Source organism: Kocuria sp. CPCC 205263, from assembly GCF_040981075.1.
GTDB classification, from domain to species: domain Bacteria; phylum Actinomycetota; class Actinomycetes; order Actinomycetales; family Micrococcaceae; genus Kocuria; species Kocuria rosea.
Genome location: NZ_JAVKPV010000005.1, coordinates 61,318 through 81,918, shown reverse-complemented (window position 1 = coordinate 81,918; position 20,601 = coordinate 61,318). Strand labels below are relative to the sequence as shown.

Below are 20,601 nucleotides of genomic sequence, written 5' to 3'. Positions count from 1 at the left end.
GGCGCCGCGGAACTCAGCCCGCGCCGGTCCTCCGCCGCCGGGCGCGCAGCCAACGGGCCGTGACGAGCACGGACAGCAGGGTCGTCGCGAAGACCAGCCCGAACCAGGCGAGGCCCAGGATCCCCACGGGCGTGCCGGGGTCCGTCACGACGATCACGGAGCCGTCCCCGCCGTAGGCGAAAAGCCAGGAGACGAGGTAGCCGGTCAGCCCTGGCACGGCGGCGGCCCACACTCGGCGGGTCGCGGTGCCGACCCACAGGGACACGCTGAGCAGCAGGGCGGTCGCGAAGAGCAGGCCCCACGGGAGCCACCACCCGGCGGGCGCGGACCAGACGGCGCTGTGCAGGACCGTGGCCACGGACGCCGCCACGGCCCCGGCCGCGACGGACGTCACGAGGGCCGAGAGCACGGAGGCCCGGGCGTGACCGGGCGTCTCCTCCTCCGGGGCGACCGCGTCCGGGTCCCCGGCGAGCAGCCGGTAGGTCTCGAGGGCGCTGAAGGGCTGCCACACCCCGTTCGAGAGGGCGAAGCGCGAGCCGTCCCCGGAGAGCACCAGCTGGGTGGCGTGGGCGGCCATGGCGTTCCGCTTGCGCCCGGCGGAGCCGTGCACCGCGGCCTGCGGCCGCGGGTCCTCGGGCCGCGCCTCGCCCTCGACGGCCCACACGAGGGGGGTGCGCCAGGGGTCGACGGGCTCCCCGTCGGCGTCCGCGCCCGGACGGGCGGCGAGCTCGGCGCCGCGCACCGCGACGGCGGAGGTTCGCACGTGGTCGGGGTGGCCGTAGCCACCGTCGACGTCGTAGGTGACGAGGACGTGCGGGCGCACGGCCCGGACCGCGGCGGCGACGTGGGCGGCGGCCTCGTCGGCCGCGGCCGCGGTGAGGCTGTGCGGCGAGGAGTCCTCGGCGGGAGCGGCCCGCCCGTCCGGGCCCCAGGACATGCCGGAGTCGTGGTAGTGGCCCGTGCCGCCGGCGAAGCCCACGGCGGGGTCGAGGGCGGGGGGCTCCCCCGCGAAGAAACGCTCGGACACGCCCAGGCGGGCCGCGGCGTCGTCGAGCTCGCCGACCCGGTGGCGGCCCAGGGCCGTGCCGTCGTCGGTGCACCCCGGCCGGCCGACCTCGAGGGCGTGCAGCGGCTCGGGGATGACCTCGCCGCGCTCGCCGCGGGTCATGGTGAGCAGCACGACCCGCGCGCCGAGCTCCGCGTAGCGGCCCATGGTGGCGCCGGTGGCGATGGACTCGTCGTCGGGGTGGGCGTGCACGAACAGGAGCCGGGCGTCCTCCGGGCGCAGGCCCGGGGGCAGAAGCCCCGGCAGGGCGTCCTCGCGCACGAGGACGCCCTGCTCGGGGTAGTACGGGACGGGCTGGGTCACGGCCGGGCCTGCTGCGCGGTGCTGCTGCGGTCCGGGGTCAGGCGCGGGCCCGGGCCCGGTGCGCCTTCATCCGCTCGTTGGCGTCGAGGATCACCTTGCGGATGCGGATGGCGTCCGGGGTGACCTCCACGCACTCGTCCTCTCGGGCGAACTCGAGGGACTCCTCGAGGGTCAGCTTGCGCGGGGGCGTGAGGTTCTCGAAGGTGTCGGAGGAGGCCGCACGCATGTTGGTGAGCTTCTTCTCCTTCGTGATGTTCACGTCCATGTCGTCGGCACGGGAGTTCTCGCCCACGATCATGCCCTGGTAGACCTCGGAGGTGGGCTCCACGAAGAAGGACCCGCGCTCCTGCAGGTTGATCATGGCGAACGGGGTGACCACGCCGGCGCGGTCGGCGATCATCGAGCCGTTGGTGCGGTACTCGATGTCCCCGGCCCACGGCTCGTAGCCGTCGGCGTAGGAGGACGCGATGCCGGCGCCGCGGGTCTCGGTGAGGAACCGGGTGCGGAAGCCGATCAGCCCGCGGGCGGGGACCTTGAACTCCATCCGCACCCAGCCGGTGCCGTGGTTGGCCATGGCCTCCATGCGGCCCTTGCGCCCGGCCATCAGCTGGGTCACGGCGCCGAGGAACTCGTCGGGGACGTCGATCGTCATGTGCTCGTAGGGCTCGTGCACCTTGCCGTCGACGGTCTTGGTCACGACCTGGGGCTTGCCCGCGGTCAGCTCGAAGCCCTCGCGGCGCATCTGCTCCACCAGGATCGCCAGGGCCAGCTCGCCGCGGCCCTGGACCTCCCAGGCGTCGGGACGCTGGGTGGGGAGCACCTTGAGCGAGACGTTGCCGACGAGCTCCTTGTCGAGGCGGTCCTTGACCTGGCGGGCCGTGACCTTGGTGCCCTTGGTGCGGCCGGCCAGCGGGGAGGTGTTGATGCCGATGGTCATGGAGATCGCGGGGTCGTCCACCGTGATCAGGGGCAGCGGCTGCGGGTCCTCCGGGTCGGTGAGGGTCTCGCCGATGGTGATGTCCTCGATCCCGGCCACGGCCACGATCTCGCCGGGGCCGGCGGAGTCGGCCGGAACGCGGTCCAGGCCCTTGGTGGCCAGCAGCTCGGAGATCCGCACATTCTTGAGCTCGCCGTTCGCGCGCGCCCAGGCCACGGTCTGGCCCTTTTTGAGGGTGCCGTTGAAGATGCGCAGCAGGGCGAGACGGCCCAGGAACGGGGAGGCGTCCAGGTTGGTCACGTGCGCCTGGAGCACGCCCTCGGGGTTGTAGGAGGGCGCGGGGACGTGCTTGATGATCGTCGCGAACAGCGGCTCGAGGTCCTCGTTGTCCGGCAGGCCGCCGTTCTCGGGCTGCGCCAGGGAGGCCCGGCCGTCACGGCCCGCGGCGTAGACCACGGGCACGTCCAGGACGGCGTCCAGGTCCAGGTCCGGCTCGTCCTCGGAGATGTCCGAGGCCAGGCCCAGCAGCAGGTCCATGGACTCGTGCACGACCTCCTCGATCCGGGCGTCCGGGCGGTCGACCTTGTTGACCACGAGGATCACGGGCAGCTTGGCCTCGAGGGCCTTGCGCAGCACGAAGCGGGTCTGTGGCAGCGGGCCCTCGGAGGCGTCCACGAGCAGCACAACGCCGTCGACCATGGACAGGCCGCGCTCGACCTCGCCGCCGAAGTCGGCGTGGCCGGGGGTGTCGATCACGTTGATGGTGATGGTCTCCCCCTCGGCGGAGGGACCGTCGTAGAACACCGTGGTGTTCTTGGCGAGGATCGTGATCCCCTTCTCGCGCTCCAGGTCACCGGAGTCCATCACGCGCTCCTCGACCTCACCGTGGGCGGAGAACGCGTGCGTCTGCTGGAGCATCGCGTCCACGATGGTGGTCTTGCCGTGGTCGACGTGGGCCACGATGGCCACGTTGCGGAGGTCGGCGCGCTGGGCGGTGGTGGAGGTGACAGGCATACGCGTGGGTCTCTCTTCGGGTGGAGATGCGGGGGGAGGTGCAGCCCTCCCGATGGGTGCGGCCGGGGCGCCGCCGCGCACCCGGAGGGACCCGGGCGGGAGCGCCCGCTCAGCGGGCCGTAGATCATTCTACCCCGCGGCGCCGCCCGGGCGGCACCCCGGGCGGCTGTGACCCCGCCGACTCCCCCGTCCGCCCGTCCGGCGCGGCGCCGGCTCCGCGCCGCGCACGGGGCGTCCGGTCACCAGGAGGGCAGCACCGGCAGCGGGCCGTCGGCCTCGACGTTCTCGTCGTCGCCGCGGGCCAGCCACTCGAGCAGGCCCTCCCGGTCGGACTCGACGCGCAGGGCGCCGTCGCCGATCACCCACTCGTCGCGCTCCTCCGTCACCAGCGTCATGCCGGGGGCGCCCTTGGCGCGCATGGTGCGCACGACGGCCTCGAGGGCGTTGAGCAGCGAGTCGGGGTCGGCCTCCTCGATGGTCCAGGCCGTGTCGAGGTCGTGGTGGTGGACGACGACCTCGGCGATGCGCAGCGCCACGATCGAGGTCGCGGGGATCACCTTGCCGTGCAGGTGTACCTCCTCGACCGCGAGTTCCCCGGTCAGCCGCTGGGCCTGCTCGGCGAAGTAGGCGGCCGACTCGCGCGCCTTCTCGACCAGCTCCTGGCGGGGCAGGGCGGCCAGCTCGGCGATGTCCTGGTTCCGGGCCTCCATCGAGGCGTAGGGGGCCTGCTCCTGCCCGGTCACGGCCCAGTCGACGAGCTTGACGAGGGCGCGCCCGTTGGAGGCGAGGTGGGCGACGACGTCGGCGCGGCGCCATCCCTCGCACAGCGAGGGGGCGGCCAGCTCGTCGTCGGACAGGGACGCGGTGGTGGCCAGGAACATCTCGGTCTCGCGGCCGAGGCGGGAGAGGTCCGAGTGCAGGCGGGCGGGGTTGATCATGGCCTCACCCTATCGAGCGCCGGGTGAGCCGGACCACCTCCCGGGCCCCGGGACCCATACCGGCTTCGTCTCGGCTCAGAGCGCCGGCAGCCGCGCGAAGGCCCGCTCGGCGGCCTTGCGGCGGGCCGCCGAGAGCTCCTCGAACGGGTCGAGCACGAGCTCGGCTCCCCCTGCGCGGCGCACGCGCCCCCAGGTCCCCACGATCCGCCCGCCCGCCACGAGGGTGGGCTTGAAGACCCCGTTGCCGCCGGGGACGATCCGGGTCGCGTGGGCCGGGGCCAGCACGTGGGAGCGGTCCCCGTAGCCCAGGACGTACTCGTCGAAGGGCGGCAGCAGGAAGACCCCGGCGGCGCGGCGCCCGCCGGGTGCGGGGCCCTCAAGCACCTCGGGGGCGCACCACAGCTCGCGGCCGGCGCGGTCGTGCACCGCCACGACACCGTCGGCCCCCGTCAGCGCGGCGCGCACCGCGGAGCGCGGCAGGGCCGCCCACCGGGCGGCGTCCGCGACGGAGGCCGGGCCGTGGCCGCGCAGGTACCGGCGCACCCAGCGGGCGACGACGGGCGGGGTGCCGCCGGCGGCCGCCCCGGGCACGGCCGCCTCCTCCCCCGCGGCGGGGACCCAGTCCGCGACGGGCACCACGAGCTGGTCCCGGCCGTCCGCGGTCAGCGGGCCCAGGCACAGGGTCGCGTCCAGGTGCAGGGCGAGCATCAGGTGGTAGGCCCGGCCCGGCTCGCCCAGCAGCCCGGCCTCCTCCCACGCGGCGTGCAGGCGTTCACGGGGCTGCGGGCCGTGGCGCAGCGCGGCGAGGGCGGCCTCCCGGGCCGCGTCGAGCCGCTCGTCGATGCCCAGGGCCCGGCGCCGGGCGGCCGTCGAGGCGACGGTGCGGGGACCCAGGACCGCCAGCCACGCGCGCAGGTCCTCGGCGGGCACCAGGTGCAGGGTCCCGCGCATGGGCCACGTGCGCACGATCCGGCCGTCGTCGAAGGCCTGCCGCAGGCCGTCGGAGCCGCCGGCCCGCCGCAGGCCGACCGACACCAGGGCACCGGGCAGGTCCTGGGCCTGGACGGCCCCGAGGGCGCGCACCACGTCCTCGGGCGCCACGTCCTCCGGGCGCACGAGCCCGTGGGCCGCGAGCCGGGCGAGGCCGATCTCGCGGTCCGTCAGGACGGCCGGGGAGCTCACTGCAGGGCCCGTCCCCGCTGCTCGGGCAGGGCGAACGCGGAGAGGGCGGCCACGAGGAAGGCGGCGCTGAAGACGGCGAAGACGGTGACGACGTCGTATCGCTCCCCGCCGAGCGCGAGCAGCGCCGGCACGGCCAGCGGGGCGAGGATCGAGGCGACGCGGCCGAACGCCGCCGCCGCCCCGGTCCCCGTCCCGCGCAGCGCGGTGGGGTAGAGCTCGGGGCCGATCGCGTACAGGGCCCCCCACGCGCCCAGGTTGAAGAAGGACAGCGCCATGCCGGAGCCGATCACCTGCCACGGGAGCACGATGCTGCCCATCGAGACGATGCCGAAGAGCAGGGCGCTCACCGCGGAGCCCCCGAGGAACACGGCCAGCGTGATCCGGCGGCCCCAGACCTCGATGAGCCAGGCGGCCGCGGCGTAGCCGGGCAGCTGGGCGAGCGTGATGACCAGGACGTAGCCGAAGGAGGTCGTCAGCGTGAGGCCCTGCTGGAGCAGCAGGGTGGGCAGCCAGGTGAACGCCCCGTAGTAGGCGAAGTTGATGCAGAACCAGACGGTCCACAGCGCCGCCGTGCGCCGCCGCAGGGTCGGGGCCCAGATCCCGCTCGCGTCCTCCGCCGGGCGCGGGCCGGCCGCCTCGGCCGCCCGGGCCTGCTCGGGGGTCTCGGCCCGGGAGCGGCCCAGCGGCCGCGCCCGCTCGAACCGGCGCACCGCGGCCTCGGCCTCGTCCGTCCGGCCCCGGTGCTCGAGGAAGCGCACGGACTCCGGCAGGGCCCGGCGCACGACCACGGCGTAGAGGGCCGGCACGAGTCCGACGACGAGCGCCCAGCGCCAGCCGTCCGGGGAGGACGGCACCACGAAGTAGCCCACGAGGGCGGCGAGGATCCAGCCGACGGCCCAGAAGGACTCGAGGACCACCACCACGCGGCCGCGGATCCGCCGGGGGGCGTACTCGGAGACGAGGGTGGAGGCGACGGGCAGCTCGGCGCCGAGGCCGAGGCCCACCACGAACCGCAGGACCACGAGCGCGGCGAGGGACCCGACGAGCGCGGACGCGCCGGTGGCCGTGCCGTAGACCAGCAGGGTCAGGGCGAAGACCTGGCGCCGGCCGAGCCGGTCGGCCAGGAGCCCGCCGAGGCTGGCCCCCACGGCCATCCCCACGAAGCCGATGGAGGCGAGCAGGGACAGCTCCCCGGAGCCCAGGCCCCACTCCTGGGCGAGCGCGGCCATCACGAACGAGATCAGGCCCACGTCCATGGCGTCCAGGGCCCAGCCGACGCCGGAGCCGACGAGCAGCTTCCGGTGCTCGGTGGTGAACGGCAGCCGGTCCAGCCGCTGGGAGCGCGTCGGGGCGGACGCGGCGGCGCCGGGCCGCTGGCTCTCGTGCATGCTCCGGTCCTTCCCTCGCTGCGCTGTGCTGCGACCACTGTAGGCGCTCGGGGCCGCGCCGGCCCCCGGAGGCCCCCGCCCTAGACTGGAGAGGTCACACCACCGGCCGGCGAGGGAGCTGACTGTGTCCACGGTTGCCATCTATCTCGTCGTCGCCTTCGGGGCCGGTGCCCTGGCCGTCCTCGCGCGCCTGCCGCCCCTGATCGGGTTCCTCGCGGCCGGCTTCGTGCTCAACGGCCTGGGCGTGGAGCGGCTCCCCGCCCTCGACCAGCTGGCCGACGTCGGCGTGACCCTCATGCTGTTCGGCATCGGTCTCAAGCTCGACGCCCGGTCGCTGCTGCGCCGGGAGGTCTGGGGGACGGCCGGGATCCACATGGTCCTGAGCACGGCGCTCGGGGCGGGCCTCCTGGGCCTGCTGATGCTGGTGGGGCTGCAGCTGCCGGGCGAGAACCTCCGCGCGCTGCTGCTGGCCGGGTTCGCCCTGTCCTTCTCGAGCACGGTCCTGGTGTTCAAGGTCCTCGAGGAGCGCAGCGAGACGACGTCGCTCTACGGGCGCGTGGCGATCGGCATCCTCATCGTCCAGGACGTCGCCGCCGTCGCGTTCATCACCGTCACCAGCGAGCACCCGCCGAGCCCGTGGGCCCTGGCCCTGGTGCTGCTGCTGCCGGCGGCGTGGGTGTTCCGCCGGATCTGGGACGGCATCGGCCACGGGGAGCTGCAGGCCCTGTTCGGCGTCGCCATGGCCCTGGTCCCCGGCTACATCGCCTTCTCGGCCGTGGGCCTGAAGGGGGACCTGGGGGCGCTGCTCGTCGGCATGCTCCTGGCCTCGCACGCCAACGCGGGCGAGCTGTCCCGCACCCTGTTCACGCTCAAGGACCTCCTGCTGGTCGCGTTCTTCGTCTCGATCGGCTTCCACGGGATGCCGACCCTCGAGATGCTCGCCATGAGCGTGCTGCTCCTGGGCCTCCTGCCGGTCCAGGCGATGCTGTTCGTGCTGCTGCTGTGGATGTTCGGGCTGCGCCGCCGCACGTCGCTGCGGACGGGCCTCGCGCTGGGCAACCACTCGGAGTTCGCCCTCATCGTGGGGGCCATCGGCGTCTCGGCCGGGATGTTCGACGGCGACTGGCTGGTGATGCTCTCCGTGGCGGTCGCCCTGAGCTTCGTGATCTCGGCCCTGGTCAACCGCCGCGGCTCCTCCCTGACCAGCACCCTCGCCCGGCGGCTCCCGGAGCACCCGGACGACCGGCTGCACCCGGAGGACCGTCCCATCGACATCAGCCACGCCACGGTGCTCGTGCTCGGCATGGGCCGGGTGGGGCAGGCGGCCTACCGGGAGCTCTCCGAGGAGCACGGCTTCTCCGTGGTGGGCATCGAGAACGCCACGGACCGCGTGGAGCGGCTGCGGGCGCAGGGGATCGACGTCCAGGAGGCCGACGCGACCGACCAGGAGTTCTGGGAGCGGGTGATCGCGACCGGCCACGTGCAGGTCGCCGTGCTGGCCATGCCCTTCCACGGCTCCAACCTCGTGGCCCTCCAGCAGCTGAGCGCCACGGGCTTCGACGGGGTCGTGGCCGCCGTGGCGCAGTACGACGACGAGGTGCAGGAGCTGCGCGGGCACGGGGTGCGGACGGTCTTCAACCTCTACAGCGGCGCCGGCATCGCCCTGGCCGCCGAGACCGTCGAGGCCCTCGGCCGCCGGCCCGACTGACCGCGCCGGTGCCGGCGGGCACCGGCCCCGTCAGCCCCGGCGCGCCGGGGTCCGGCGGACGAGCTTGTGCAGCTCCTCGACCCACAGGACGAGGGACGCCATGCCCACCGCGACCGCCCAGTGGACGAGGTCCAGGGGTGCGGTGCCGAAGGCGACCTGGAGCACCGGGACGTGCACCACGAGCACCTGCAGGGCGGCGGAGAGGGCCAGGGCACCCCACTGCCAGGGGTTGACGAACAGCCGGTGGAAGGCGCTCGCGAGCTCGGAGCGGGAGTTCAGGGCGTTGAACAGCTGGGCGAGCACGAGCGCGGTGAACCCGGCGGTGCGGGCCACGTCGAGGGAGTCCTGGCCGGGCACCAGCCCGCCGGGGAGGAAGATGTCGATGGTGAGCAGGGTCGAGGCGCCCATCACCAGGCCGAGCAGCGCGATCCGCCCCCACATCGGCGCGTCGAGGATCCGTTCGTCGGGCCGGCGCGGCGGGCGGGCCATGACGTCCTCGATCTCGGGGTCCACGCCCATGGCCAGGGCCGGACCGGAGTCGGTGACGAGGTTGATCCACAGGATCTGGGTGGCCAGCAGGGGCACGGCGAGCGCGCCGTCGGCCGCATCCGTCAGTCCCAGGGCGCCGGCGAGGAGCACGCCGAAGAAGACGTTGGCCACCTCCCCCAGGTTCGAGGACAGCAGGTAGCGCAGGAACTTCGTGATGTTCTCGAAGATGACCCGACCCTACCGGATCGCCACCACGATGGTGGCGAAGTCGTCGTCGCCGAGGATCATCCGCCCGGCCTCCTTGGTGACCTCCGTGCCCGTGATGCCCATGGCCACGCCGATGTCGGCGGCCTTGAGGGCCGGCGCGTCGTTGACGCCGTCCCCGGTCATGGCGACGACGTGGCCCTGGGCCTGCAGGGCGTCGACGCTCCGCAGCTTGTGGCCCGGGGCCACCCGGGCGAAGACCGAGACATCTCGCACGGCGTCGTGGAAGCCGTCCCCGGTGAGCTCGTCCAGCTGCGCCCCGGTGAGCGCGGGCGCTCCCGGGGGCACGATCCCCAGGTCCGCGGCGATCCGGGCGGCCGTCACCGGGTGGTCGCCGGTGATCATGATCTTGCGCACCCCGGCGGCCCGGCCTGCGCCACGGCCGCCGCGGCCTCCTCCCGCGGCGCGTCGAGGATGCCCACCACGCCGAACCAGACGAGGTCCTGTTCCGCCGCCTCGCCGAGCTCCGCGGACTCGCGCTCCCGGACTCGCGCTCCCGGACGCGCCGGCCGGCGACCGCCAGGGTGCGGAACGCCTGCCCGGACAGCTCCTCGACGGCCGCGGCGGCGTCCCGGCGGCGCGCGGCGTCGAACGGCTCGACGGCGTCCCCGACGCGCACCCCGGTGCAGCGGTCCATGAGGACGTCCGGGGCGCCCTTGGTGAACAGGTACCGGTGCCCGGAGTCCGTCTCGATCTCGAGGGGGGACATCATCCGGCGCTCGGAGGTGAACGGCATCTCCAGGGCCCGGGAGAAGTCGTCCGCCCGGTCGGCGGCGCCGTAGAGCTTGTGCACGGCGGTGAGGAACGCCGCCTCGGTGGGGTCGCCCTGCACGGTCCACACGCCGGCGGCCTCGTTGAGCTGGGCGTTGTTGGCGCGCGCCCCGCCCACCAGCACGCCCCGCGCGCCTCCGGCAGGACCTGCGCGGCGGGCGCGCCCCCGGTCACGACCCTGGCCTCGCCCTCCGGGGAGTACCCCGTGCCGGAGAGCTCCACCGTGCCGGACGGGGTCATGAGCACCTTGAGGGTCATCTCGTTGCGGGTGAGCGTGCCGGTCTTGTCGGAGCAGATCACCGAGGCCGCGCCGAGCGTCTCCACGGAGTGCAGGTCCTTGACCACGGCCTGCCGGCGGGCCATCGCCCGCACCCCGATGGCCAGGACGGCGGGCAGGCCCTCCGGGACGGCCGCGACCGCGAGGGAGACGCCCAGCAGCAGGACGGTTACGAGGTCCTGCACGCCGCGCACCCCGCTGACCAGGACGACCGTGGCCATGACCACCACGGCGGCGCCGACCACGATGAGGCCCAGCGACCGGGAGACGGCCGTGATGTCGCGCTGCAGCGGCGAGGGCTCGGCCTCCGTGCGCTCCAGCATCTCGGCGATGGCGCCCACCTGGGTGTCCATGCCCGTGGCCACGACCACGGCGCGGCCCACCCCCGAGGCCACGGCCGTGCCCTTGTAGACCATGTTCCGCCGGTCCCCGAGCGGGGCCGGGGCGGGCAGCACGGCCGGGTCCTTGAGCTCCGCCTCCGACTCCCCGGTCAGGGACGCCTCCTGCACGCGCAGGGAAGCGGCGGAGAGCAGGCGGGCGTCCGCGCCCACCGCGTCGCCCTCGGAGAGGGCCAGGACGTCGCCGGGCACCAGCTGGGCCGAGGGGAACGTGGTCAGGCGCCCGTCGCGCACCACGGTGGAGTTCGCCGCCGTCAGCACGGCCAGCGCCGCGACCGCGTCCTCGGCCCGCCCCTCCTGGACGCGGCCCAGCACCGCGTTGGCCACCACGATCACGGCGATGACCACCGCGTCCACCGGCACCCCGCGGGCGCCCTCCGCAACCCAGGCGACCAGGGACACGGCGATCGCGGTCAGGAGCAGGTAGATCAGCGGGTCCTGGAACTGGGCGAGGACCTTGCGCCACCGCGGCACCCGCGGGGCGGTGCGCAGCTCGTTGGGCCTGCACCGGGCCAGCCGGGCCCGGCCTGCTCCGCGCTCAGCCCGAGGGCGGGCTCCACGTCCAGCTCGGCGAGGAGCTCGCCCGCCGCGCGGAGGGACGGGTCCTGGTGCACGATCTCGGTGGCCACACCCCCGTTCTCGTCCCGCCGGCGGCGCTGCGGGCCCCGTGACGCCGCCCGTCGCGGCCCCCGGACTAGGCTCGCGGCATGAGGGCCCGGATCGACCGCTACCTGCTCAAGGTCGCGGGACCCCGCCGCACGCCCGCTCTCAACCGGCACCTCGCCTACCTGCTCGCCCTGGTGGCCGGGGTGCTCAACTCCGTGGGCTTCGTGGCCGTGGCCGTGTACACCTCCCACATGACGGGGCTCACCGCGATGGTCGCCGACCACCTCGTGCTGGGCGACCTGCGGCTCGTGGCGGTCGGCGTCCTGGCCGTCGTCGCCTTCACGGCCGGGGCCGCGTGCTGCGCGCTGATGTTCAACTGGGCGCGGCGCCGCGGGCTGCACAGCCGCTACGCCAACGTCCTGCTGCTCGAGGGCCTGCTCGTGCTCGTCTTCGGCCTGCTGGCCGAGAGCCTGACCTGGGCGCACCGGGACCTGCTGTTCGTCCCGGTGCTCGCGTTCACCATGGGCCTGCAGAACGCGGTGATCACCAAGATCTCGGGCGCCCAGATCCGCACCACCCACGTGACGGGCATGGTCACGGACATCGGCATCGAGCTCGGCAAGTTCCTCTACCGCAACCGGCTCGCGGACGCAGACCTCGTGACCGGCGGCGCCGGGAAGCTCAGGCTGCTGGCCGCGCTCGTGGGGCTGTTCTTCGCCGGCGGGGTGCTCGGCGCCCTGGGCTACCTGGCCGCGGGCTTCCCGGTCCTCGTGCCCACCGCGCTCACCCTGCTCGTGGCGGCGTGGCGCCCGCTCGCCGCGGACCTGGGCTTTCGCCGCTCCCCCGCCTCCTGAGCCCGGGCGCGAGGACGGCGCCTCAGGCGCCCCGCTGCACGGCCTTGCACAGCTGGACCAGCCGGCTGACCTCGCGGTGCGGGGCGCCGGTGGGGCGGCGCGCCTCGTCCCGGGCCGCCACGGCGCACCGGACGAGCGTCCAGGCCCGGAGGCGCTCCTCGTCGGCGCCGGCCGCCAGGGCGAGGGCCTCCATTCGGTCCGCCAGGGCCGCGGCCAGGGCCCCGCCGTGCCCGGCCTCCTCCGTGCGGTGCCACAGGGCGGGGACCAGCGCGAATTCCGGGGTGCCGACCACCGCGTCGGCGCCGACGGCCAGCCACGGCGCGCGCGCCGACGCGCGGACGGCGCCGTGGTGCAGGTCCTGGTGCACGAGCGCCGCGTCCAGCTCGTCGCGCCGGAGCCGCTCGAGGCTCCTGACGGCCTGGAGCCGGAAGCGGCGCGGGAACCGGGCGTCCAGGTCCACGGCCCCCTCCAGCTCCGCCTGCCATCGTCGGACCGTCTCCGACAGGCGCGGGAACGGGGGCCGCGGCGGCCGGGCGAGGACCCGGGTCAGCTCGCCGAGCACGCGGCAGGCCTCGAGCACCGGCAGCTCGTGCAGGTCCCGGTCGGCGGTGCGCTCGAGCAGCAGCGCCCGGTCCGCCGGCTCCGCCCGGAGCAGCCGCACGGCCCCGCGCCCGGCCCACATGCGCAGGGCCAGGTGCTCGTGCTCGGCGCCGGGCCGCGGCGGGGAGAGCCGCAGCAGGGCCGGCTCCCCGGCGCGGGTGCGCACCGGCAGGACCAGGGCCCCGCCGTCGTCCCGCGCCCGCCCGTCGGGGACCAGCTCCCACGCGGCGGTGTACCGGTCAGCGAGCCCGGCGGGGACACCCGCCGGGCGGCCGCCGGCACCCGGGGCACGCGCGGAGAAGGTCGTCACCGGACCATTCTGGCGCACCGCCGGGCGCACCCGCCGTTCGCTAGACTGCGAGCGCCCACCCCCGCCCAGGAACGGAGCCGACCCGGTCGTGAACGAGCTGCTGTTCGCCTTCGGCCTGACGCTGTTCGCGGGGCTGGCCACGGGTGTGGGCGCGTTCCTCGCCCTGGTCACCCGGCGCACCGATGCCAAGTTCCTCGCGGTGAGCCTCGGCTTCTCGGCCGGCGTGATGATCTACGTGTCCATGATCGAGATCTTCGTCAAGGCCCAGGTGGCCCTGGTCGCGGAGCTCGGGGTGCGCTCGGGGGCGTGGGCCACCGCCGGCGGGTTCTTCGCGGGGATCCTGCTGATCGCGGTGATCGACCGGCTGGTGCCCACGCGCGTCAACCCTCACGAGTACCCGCACGACGACGCCGGGCGGCAGCGCCGGCTCCTGCGGATGGGGACGATGACCGCGGTGGCCATCGCGATCCACAACTTCCCGGAGGGCTTCGCGACCTTCGTGGCCGCGATGCAGGAGCCGTCCGTGGCGATCCCGGTGGTCGTGGCCATCGCACTGCACAACATTCCGGAGGGGATCTCCGTGGCGGTGCCCATCCACCACGCCACGGGCAGCCGCCGGAGGGCGTTCCGCTGGGCGTTCCTCTCGGGTCTGGCGGAGCCCGTCGGCGGGGTGCTCGGCTACCTCGTCCTGCTCCCCTTCCTCGACGACGTCCTCTTCGGCGTCGTGTTCGCGGGCGTGGCCGGGATCATGGTCTTCATCTCCCTGGACAAGCTCCTGCCCACGGCCCAGGAGTACGGCGAGCACCACCTGTCGGTCTACGGTCTGGTCGCCGGGATGGCGGTCATGGCCGTGAGCCTTCTGCTGTTCGTCTGAGGCGGACGCGGCGCCCGTGACCGGGTCACGGCGGTGTCAGGGCGACCGGGAGGCCCGCCGCCAGCCCGACCTCGGCGAACGCGGCGGCGAGGCTCGCCCGGGACGCGTGGGCGTTGAGCCCGCTCGGGCTCGGCAGCGCCCACAGCTGCGCCCCGGCCAGTTCCCGGTCCTGGCGCCCGAGCCGGGCTCCCGGGTCCGCGAAGGCGTGCCGGTAGGCGGTGACCCCGGCGACCGCGACGACGGCGGGGCGCAGCCCGGCGACGAGCTCGGCCAGCCGCTCCCGGCCGGCCACGAACTCGGCGGGGTCCAGCTCGTCGGCCCGGGCAGTCGCCCGGGGCACCAGGTTCGTGATGCCGAGACCCCGGCCCAGGACGTGCTCCCGGTCCTCCGCGCTCATCCCGGCCGCGCAGTCCACGAGCCGGCCGGTGAGCCCGGCATCGTGCAGGGCCGGCCAGAACCGGTTGCCGGGCCGGGCGAAGTGCGCCTGCGTGGCCGCGGCCCACAGGCTCGGGTTGATGCCGCAGATCAGCAGCCGCACGTCCGGGCCGAGCAGGTCGGGCAGGGTCGCGCCCCGGGCGGCCTCGAGGTCCGCCCGGCTCGGCCGGGCGCCGCCGGTCGCGTTCGAGGAGGCCATGACCACATGCTAGGCCGCGCCCCCGCCGCCGGGCACCACGGGCCGGCCGCGGGCGCCCGCCGGGCTACCGTGGTGGCCATGCCCCGACCGACCGAGCTCACCGTGCCCACCGAGAGCGGGCCGGGCCGCCTGCTGGTCTCCCCCGCCGAGCACCCCACCGCGGTGCTGTGGCTCGGGCACGGCGCGGGCGGGGGCGCCGGCGCCCCGGACCTCACCGCCCTCGCCGACGAACTCCCCCTCCACGGCGTCACGGTCGTGCGCCACGAGCAACCGTGGGTGCTCGCCGGCCGGAGGATCGCTCCCCGTCCGGCCGCCCTCGACACCGGGTGGCTGGCCGCCGCCCCGGCCGTGACCGGTCTGGCGGATGGACTGCCCCTGGTCGTCGGGGGCCGCAGCGCCGGGGCCCGCGTGGCGTGCCGGACGTCCGCCGCCGTGGGCGCGTCCGCCGTCGTCTGCCTGGCCTTCCCCCTGCACCCGCCGGGCCGCCCGGAGCGCTCGCGCGCCGAGGAGCTGCTCCGGCCCACGGTCCCCGTGCTCGTGCTGCAGGGCACGCGGGACGCCTTCGGCTCCGCGGACGAGGTCACGGCCGCCGCGGACGGCGCGCCGGCCGTCGACGTCGTCCCGGTGGAGGGCGCCGACCACGCCCTGGCGGTCCGCCGGTCCGGGCCCGTGAGCCAGGAGGACACGCTCGCGCTGGCCGCCGCCGAGGTGCGCCGCTTCCTCCGGCGGACGCGCACGACCCGCTGAGCACCGGCGGGACTTCAACGGCGCGCCGACCGGGACTACCGTGAGAAGCACAGGGTCACCGCGACCCGTCCGCGACCAGGGAGAGAACCGTCATGGCCCGCACCCCAGCATCCTCCGACCCGCTCCGGCCCGATCCCGCCCCCGGGGACGAGCCGCGGATCCCCACCGCGGACGCGTCTGCCGCAGACCGGCCGGCGCCCGGCCGGGAGCCGGCCGTCCGGCAGCAGACGGCCACGGACCCCGCCCTGGACGGGCACCAGAAGCAGGGCGTCTCGGGCGCCGCGTGGACGGCCTTGATCCTCGGCCTGCTGATCCTGATCCTGCTGCTGGTCTTCATCCTGCAGAACAACGTCCCGGCGGACTTCAACTACCTGGGCTGGCAGTTCAGCCTCCCCCTCGGCGTCGCCATGCTGCTCGCGGCGGTCGCCGGCGCCCTCATCATGGGTCTCGTCGGCTCCGTCCGGCTCTTCAAGCTGGGCCACCGGGTGCGCAAGCTCGAGAAGGAGCGCGCCGACATCAAGCGCGCCCTGCGCTGACCCCCGCCGCCTCGCCGGCCCAGGCCGTCCCCGGCGGGCGTCGCGCCCCCGCACGGGACCGCGCGGCGCCCCGGAGGTGTCTCATGACGTCAGTACCGGGTCGGCCCATTGCGCGGGCGGCAACAGGCAGTAGCCTGACAGCACCCCGAACGACAGGACGATTCCCATGAGCTCCCCCGCACTCCCCGACGACCGCCCAGCCCCCGAGGCCCTCGAGGTGGTCGCCCCCGCGACCGTCGTCGACCTCACCAGCGGCACCGCCCAGATCACGCCCGTGCTGGTCGACGGCGAGGCGCGCTACGCCGTGGACCTGCCCGACCAGCCCCTGGACGACGACGACGTGGCGAGCCTCGCCGTCGCGCTGCAGGCGGCGCAGGCCGGCCCCGCCGTGCTCGTGGACGTCGAGGACTACCTCGAGGCGGCAGCACCGCCCGAGGACGCCGCCGAGACCCCGCGGTAAGGGCCCGGTTCGGTCCGCCGGCACGACGAAGACCTCCGACCGCGACGTCGAGAACGCCTCGACGTCGCGGTCGGAGGTCTTCTCCGTGCCCGGAGGAATGACGTGCCGCACTGCGTGCGAGTCGCACCCGGGCGGACCACTCCGCATTCCCTAAAGTGATGAACGGATCCCCCGCCCCCACCGGAGAGACGGCCATGTCACCGAACCCCCCGCAGAACGTCCACCAGAAGTCGGCCATCGGGCGACTGGGACTGGTCGCCCTGTCCCTGGCACTGGTCACCGGGTGCACCACCCCCGACAGCGGCGGGCCCGACGAGCCCGACGCGTCTCCCAGCGCCTCCCCCTCCCCGACGACCGGGGCCACCGGCAGCGCGGAGGCGACGCAGCCGGCCTCGCCGACCCCGTCGACGACCCCCGGGGCCACCCCGCCGCCCATGCCCGGGGCGCTGCCGGACCAGGACTTCACCTACGACGAGGCCTACGCGGCCTGGCAGGACGGGATGCCCTACTACGACGCCTTCTGCATCCACTACGAACCCACCACACCGGCCGGGGTGTCGCAGTGCGAGGGCATCGAGAACGGCACCGTCGACAGCAACACCGGTGAGCCCCTCGGGCAGTAGTCAGGACGTGCCGGGCTGCGCGCCGAACCGCCATTGCGGCCGATTGGCGCGCCCGGCCGCAGACCTCGCCCGAGCAGCCGGAGATCCCCCACCGAGACCGAATGAAATGTGTCGCGTCGCCGGTGCGGGACAATCGTCGTGTGGACGATCTGCACGTGCCCCCGGGCCCCGGCGCGCCCCACGGCCTCAGGGTGCCGGCGGGTGAGCTGGTCGAGCAGTTCTCCCACGCCTCCGGGCCGGGCGGTCAGGGCGTCAACACTACCGACTCCCGCGTGCAGCTCTCGCTCGATCTGGCCACGACGACAGCCCTGAGCGACGCGCAGCGCGACCGCGCCCTCGATCAGCTCGCCGGCAGACTCTCGGGCACCGTGCTGACCGTCAGCGCCGCCGAGCACCGCTCCCAGCGACAGAATCGCACCGCGGCCAGACATCGCCTCGCCGCGCTCCTGCGCGGTGCCGTGGTTCCCCCGGTCGTCCGGCGAGCGACCCGGCCCACCCACGGCTCGCGCCGTCGTCGGCTCGAAGGAAAACGCAGGCGCTCCGAGACCAAACAGAATCGCAGGCGCCCCGGGCCCGAGTGACCGGCGCTCCGGCACGAATCACCGGACCCGCTCAGACGTTGAAGCGGAACTCCACCACGTCGCCGTCGCGCATGACGTAGTCCTTGCCCTCGATCCGGACCTTGCCGGCGGCCTTCGCGTCGGCCATGGACCCGGCGGCGTCGAGGTCCTCGAAGGAGACGATCTCGGCCTTGATGAAGCCGCGCTCGAAGTCGGTGTGGATGACGCCGGCGGCCTGCGGGGCGGTGGCGCCCACGGGGATGGTCCAGGCGCGCGACTCCTTGGGCCCAGCGGTGAGATAGGTCTGCAGCCCGAGGGTGTGGAACCCCGTGCGGGCGAGCTTGTCGAGACCGGCCTCGTCCTGCCCGGACATCTCCAGCATTTCCTTCGCCTCCTCCTCGTCGAGCTCCACGAGCTCGGACTCGAGCTTCGCGTCGAGGAAGACGGCGTCGGCGGGCGCCACGAGATCGCGCAGCTCCTGCTGCTTGGCCTCGTCGCCGAGCACCCCGTCGTCGGCGTTGAAGACGTAGATGAACGGCTTGGCGGTGAGCAGGCTGAGGTCGCGCAGCTGGTCGACGTCCAGCTTCTCCTTCTCGGCCGCCCCGAAGATGGTGTCCCCGCGCTCGAGGATCGTCTGCGCCTGCTGCATGGCGGCGAGCTTGGCGGGATCGGCCTTCTTGATCTTCACCTGCTTCTCGAGGCGCGGGATCGCGTTCTCGAGGGTCTGCAGGTCGGCGAGGATCAGCTCGGTGTTGATGGTCTCCATGTCCGAGGCGGGGTTGATCTCGCCGTCGACGTGGATGACGTCCGGGTCGTCGAAGGCGCGCACCACCTGGGCGATCGCGTGCGCCTCGCGGATGTTGGCGAGGAACTGGTTGCCCAGGCCCTCCCCCTCGGACGCGCCCTTGACGATGCCGGCGATGTCCACGAAGGACACGGTCGCGGGCAGGATCCGGTCCGAGCCGTGGATCTCCGCGAGCCGGTCCAGCCGCGGGTCCGGCAGGTTGACCACGCCGATGTTCGGCTCGATGGTCGCGAACGGGTAGTTCGCCGCCAGGACGGTGTTGCGGGTCAGCGCGTTGAACAGGGTGGACTTGCCGACGTTGGGCAGTCCGACGATTCCGATAGTAAGAGCCACGGGAGACCATCCTACCGGGCACGCGGCCGGCACGCCGTGCCGCCCCCGGGGCCCATGGCCGAGGTCGTGGGCGTGTCGTGGCCCGCGGAGCTTCCGGGACGGCGCGCGATGGAGCAGAGTCGGAGCATGACGTCCTCCCCGGCCTCCCGCACATCGCCGCACACGAGCCCCGCCGACCCGACGGCCGGTTCCCCGGCCGTCGACGTCTCCGGCGTCCGCAAGGGCTTCGGGCGCGGCGAGCAGCGCGTCCGCGCCGTGGACGGCGTGAGCATGCGCATCGAGCGCGGCGAGGTCGTCGCGCTGCTCGGGCCCAACGGCGCCGGCAAGACCACCCTCCTCGACATGGTCCTGGGCTTCACCGACCCCGACGACGGCACCGTGCGCACCCTCGGCGCCGCCCCGCGCGAGAGCGTGCGGGCAGGGCGGATCGGCGCGGTCCTGCAGACCGGGGGGCTGCTCGACGACCTGTCCGTGCGCGAGACGGTCGCGATGGTCGCGACACTGCACCGGGACCCGCTGCCCGTGGACGAGGCCCTGGGCCGGGCGGGGGCCGCCGGGTTCGCGCGGCGCAAGGTCTCCAAGTGCTCGGGCGGCGAGCAGCAGCGGCTGCGCTTCGCGCTGGCCCTGCTGCCCGAGCCGGACCTGCTGGTCCTCGACGAGCCGACCGCGGGCATGGACGTCGGCGCCCGGCGGGAGTTCTGGGCCGCGATGCACGCCGAGGCGGAGCGCGGCCGGACGGTCGTGTTCGCCACCCACTACCTCGACGAGGCCGAGGAGTTCGCCGCCCGCACCGTGGTGCTCAAGGGCGGGCGGGTGGTCGCCGATGCCCCCACCGCCGAGGTCCAGGCCCTGGCGGGCCACCGCGTGGTCAGCTTCCGCTGGGAGGGGCCCGGGCCCGTCGTCGTCCCGGGGGCGACCCCGCTGGAGCCCGCCGGCGGACGCCGGCGGCTCACGGGCCCCGACACGGACGCCATCGCCCGCCACCTGCTGACGACCACGGGCGCGAGCGAGCTCGAGATCACCCACGCCGGACTCGAGGAGGCCTTCTTGGGCCTCACCGCCGACTGACCCGGTCCGCCGGCCCCGTCCCGACTCCCCGCCCCTATTCCCCCGTCCCCGGAGGACCAGCACCATGAGCATCGCCTACGCCGCCCACGACCTGCGCCGCAACGTGCGCCTGGTCGAGAACACCTTCTTCATCGTGGTCCTGCCCGCCGTGCTCTACGTGATGTTCACGGCGCTGGGGGACTTCTCCGACCTCCCGGTGGGCCACGGCAACGCCGGCGGGTACAACATGATCTCGATGGCGGTCTACGGGGCGGTCACCGCGACCACCTCGATCGCCGGCTCCGCCGCCGTGGAGCAGGCCCGCGGGTGGGGCCGGCAGATCGGACTCACCCCAGCGCCGCGGCACGGGTACGTGCTGTCCAAGGTGGCCGTGGCCCTGGCCATGGCCGTGCTGCCCGTCCTCGTGGTCTACGCCGTGGGCGCCCTGACCGGTGCCGAGCTGGGCGGCTGGCGCTGGCCCGCCACCGCGGCGATCGTCGTGGCCGGCTCCTCGGTGTTCGCCCTCTACGGCCTGGCGGCCGGGCTGCTGTTCCGCTCCGAGTCCGCCGTGGGGGCGGCCTCCGGGATGCTCGTGGTGCTCAGCTTCTTCGGCAATCTCTTCGTCCCGCTCACCGGCGTGATGCTCGACATCGCGCGGTTCACCCCGCTCTACGGCCTGGCCGGGCTCGCCCGGTATCCGCTCGTGGAGGGCGACGTCGTGGCGACCAGCGGACCGCCGGTGGAGTCCGACCCCCTGTGGGCGCTGCTGCTGAACACCGGTCTCTGGACGGTGGTCTTCGCGGCCGTGGTGCTGCTCGCCGTGCGCCGGACCACGGTCCGGCGCTGACCGGGTGACGCTCCGGGGAGCGGGGCGGTG

Annotated in this window: 20 protein-coding genes and 2 pseudogenes; 10 read left to right on the top strand and 12 right to left on the bottom strand. The window is 74.6% G+C overall.

The annotated features are described in order from the left end of the window. Window positions 1-13 precede the first annotated feature (13 nt). The 5 genes from RF647_RS09225 to RF647_RS09205 all read right to left on the bottom strand — a co-directional run bounded on the left by RF647_RS09225 (window position 14) and on the right by RF647_RS09205 (window position 6,828). Complete coding sequence (locus tag RF647_RS09225) at window positions 14-1,369, bottom strand: PIG-L family deacetylase (RefSeq protein ID WP_368811481.1); 1,356 nt, start codon at window positions 1,367-1,369, stop codon at window positions 14-16. A 37-nt stretch (window positions 1,370-1,406) separates the two neighbouring features. Further along, window positions 1,407-3,320, bottom strand: coding sequence for a translational GTPase TypA (typA, locus tag RF647_RS09220; protein WP_368811480.1), 1,914 nt, complete (start codon window positions 3,318-3,320; stop codon window positions 1,407-1,409). 239 nt (window positions 3,321-3,559) lie between these two features. Then, window positions 3,560-4,258, bottom strand: a complete 699-nt coding sequence (locus RF647_RS09215; protein ID WP_368811479.1) for a maleylpyruvate isomerase family mycothiol-dependent enzyme — start codon at window positions 4,256-4,258, stop codon at window positions 3,560-3,562. 75 nt (window positions 4,259-4,333) lie between these two features. Beyond that, window positions 4,334-5,440, bottom strand: a complete 1,107-nt coding sequence (locus RF647_RS09210) for a winged helix DNA-binding domain-containing protein (protein ID WP_368811478.1) — start codon at window positions 5,438-5,440, stop codon at window positions 4,334-4,336. After that, on the bottom strand, window positions 5,437-6,828 hold the full coding sequence (locus RF647_RS09205; protein ID WP_368811477.1) for an MFS transporter: 1,392 nt from the start codon (window positions 6,826-6,828) through the stop codon (window positions 5,437-5,439). Before RF647_RS09205 ends, RF647_RS09210 begins: the two co-directional genes overlap by 4 nt. A gap of 124 nt (window positions 6,829-6,952) precedes the next feature. Between RF647_RS09205 and RF647_RS09200 the strand changes: the two genes are divergently transcribed. Beyond that, window positions 6,953-8,536: a cation:proton antiporter gene (locus tag RF647_RS09200; RefSeq protein WP_368811476.1), complete on the top strand. Its 1,584-nt coding sequence runs from the start codon at window positions 6,953-6,955 to the stop codon at window positions 8,534-8,536. A gap of 30 nt (window positions 8,537-8,566) precedes the next feature. Here the strand turns inward: RF647_RS09200 and RF647_RS09195 are convergent, their stop codons facing one another. From RF647_RS09195 to RF647_RS09180, 4 genes and pseudogenes are all read right to left on the bottom strand, one after another. Beyond that, window positions 8,567-9,196, bottom strand: coding sequence for a cation transporting ATPase C-terminal domain-containing protein (locus RF647_RS09195; protein ID WP_368811475.1), 630 nt, complete (start codon window positions 9,194-9,196; stop codon window positions 8,567-8,569). A 66-nt stretch (window positions 9,197-9,262) separates the two neighbouring features. Next, complete coding sequence (locus RF647_RS09190; protein ID WP_368811474.1) at window positions 9,263-9,634, bottom strand: HAD-IC family P-type ATPase; 372 nt, start codon at window positions 9,632-9,634, stop codon at window positions 9,263-9,265. A gap of 334 nt (window positions 9,635-9,968) precedes the next feature. After that, window positions 9,969-10,121: pseudogene (locus RF647_RS09185) on the bottom strand (hypothetical protein); the annotation flags it as partial. A gap of 233 nt (window positions 10,122-10,354) precedes the next feature. Further along, window positions 10,355-11,209 (bottom strand): annotated as a pseudogene (locus RF647_RS09180) (HAD-IC family P-type ATPase); the annotation flags it as partial. A gap of 233 nt (window positions 11,210-11,442) precedes the next feature. Between RF647_RS09180 and RF647_RS09175 the strand changes: the two are divergent. After that, window positions 11,443-12,195 (top strand): YoaK family protein, encoded by a 753-nt coding sequence (locus RF647_RS09175; RefSeq protein ID WP_368811473.1) that lies wholly within the window; start codon window positions 11,443-11,445, stop codon window positions 12,193-12,195. A 22-nt stretch (window positions 12,196-12,217) separates the two neighbouring features. Here the strand turns inward: RF647_RS09175 and RF647_RS09170 are convergent, their stop codons facing one another. Then, entirely contained in the window at window positions 12,218-13,105 is an 888-nt protein-coding gene (locus RF647_RS09170; protein WP_368811472.1) for an aminoglycoside phosphotransferase family protein, read from the bottom strand. 88 nt (window positions 13,106-13,193) lie between these two features. On the opposite strand from RF647_RS09170, the gene zupT reads away from it, so the two are divergent. Further along, window positions 13,194-13,979: a zinc transporter ZupT gene (zupT, locus tag RF647_RS09165; RefSeq protein ID WP_368811471.1), complete on the top strand. Its 786-nt coding sequence runs from the start codon at window positions 13,194-13,196 to the stop codon at window positions 13,977-13,979. A 25-nt stretch (window positions 13,980-14,004) separates the two neighbouring features. Here the strand turns inward: zupT and RF647_RS09160 are convergent, their stop codons facing one another. Beyond that, entirely contained in the window at window positions 14,005-14,613 is a 609-nt protein-coding gene (locus RF647_RS09160; protein ID WP_368811470.1) for a mismatch-specific DNA-glycosylase, read from the bottom strand. Between the two features lie 78 nt (window positions 14,614-14,691). On the opposite strand from RF647_RS09160, the gene RF647_RS09155 reads away from it, so the two are divergent. From RF647_RS09155 to arfB, 5 genes are all read left to right on the top strand, one after another. Next, entirely contained in the window at window positions 14,692-15,360 is a 669-nt protein-coding gene (locus RF647_RS09155) for an alpha/beta family hydrolase (RefSeq protein ID WP_368811468.1), read from the top strand. A 92-nt stretch (window positions 15,361-15,452) separates the two neighbouring features. After that, on the top strand, window positions 15,453-15,896 hold the full coding sequence (locus tag RF647_RS09150; RefSeq protein WP_368811467.1) for a lipopolysaccharide assembly LapA domain-containing protein: 444 nt from the start codon (window positions 15,453-15,455) through the stop codon (window positions 15,894-15,896). A 166-nt stretch (window positions 15,897-16,062) separates the two neighbouring features. Then, window positions 16,063-16,356, top strand: a complete 294-nt coding sequence (locus RF647_RS09145; protein WP_284563530.1) for a hypothetical protein — start codon at window positions 16,063-16,065, stop codon at window positions 16,354-16,356. A 194-nt stretch (window positions 16,357-16,550) separates the two neighbouring features. Next, complete coding sequence (locus tag RF647_RS09140; protein ID WP_368811466.1) at window positions 16,551-16,979, top strand: hypothetical protein; 429 nt, start codon at window positions 16,551-16,553, stop codon at window positions 16,977-16,979. 140 nt (window positions 16,980-17,119) lie between these two features. Continuing rightward, on the top strand, window positions 17,120-17,560 hold the full coding sequence (arfB, locus tag RF647_RS09135; protein ID WP_368811464.1) for an alternative ribosome rescue aminoacyl-tRNA hydrolase ArfB: 441 nt from the start codon (window positions 17,120-17,122) through the stop codon (window positions 17,558-17,560). A gap of 31 nt (window positions 17,561-17,591) precedes the next feature. On the opposite strand, the gene ychF is transcribed toward arfB, so the two are convergent. After that, window positions 17,592-18,677 (bottom strand): redox-regulated ATPase YchF, encoded by a 1,086-nt coding sequence (gene ychF / locus RF647_RS09130; RefSeq protein ID WP_368811463.1) that lies wholly within the window; start codon window positions 18,675-18,677, stop codon window positions 17,592-17,594. Window positions 18,678-18,803: 126 nt separating this feature from the next. Between ychF and RF647_RS09125 the strand changes: the two genes are divergently transcribed. Continuing rightward, on the top strand, window positions 18,804-19,745 hold the full coding sequence (locus tag RF647_RS09125) for an ABC transporter ATP-binding protein (protein ID WP_368811462.1): 942 nt from the start codon (window positions 18,804-18,806) through the stop codon (window positions 19,743-19,745). A gap of 64 nt (window positions 19,746-19,809) precedes the next feature. After that, a complete protein-coding gene (locus tag RF647_RS09120) occupies window positions 19,810-20,571 on the top strand; it encodes an ABC transporter permease (protein WP_368811461.1) in 762 nt (253 codons plus the stop codon). Window positions 20,572-20,601: the final 30 nt, after the last annotated feature.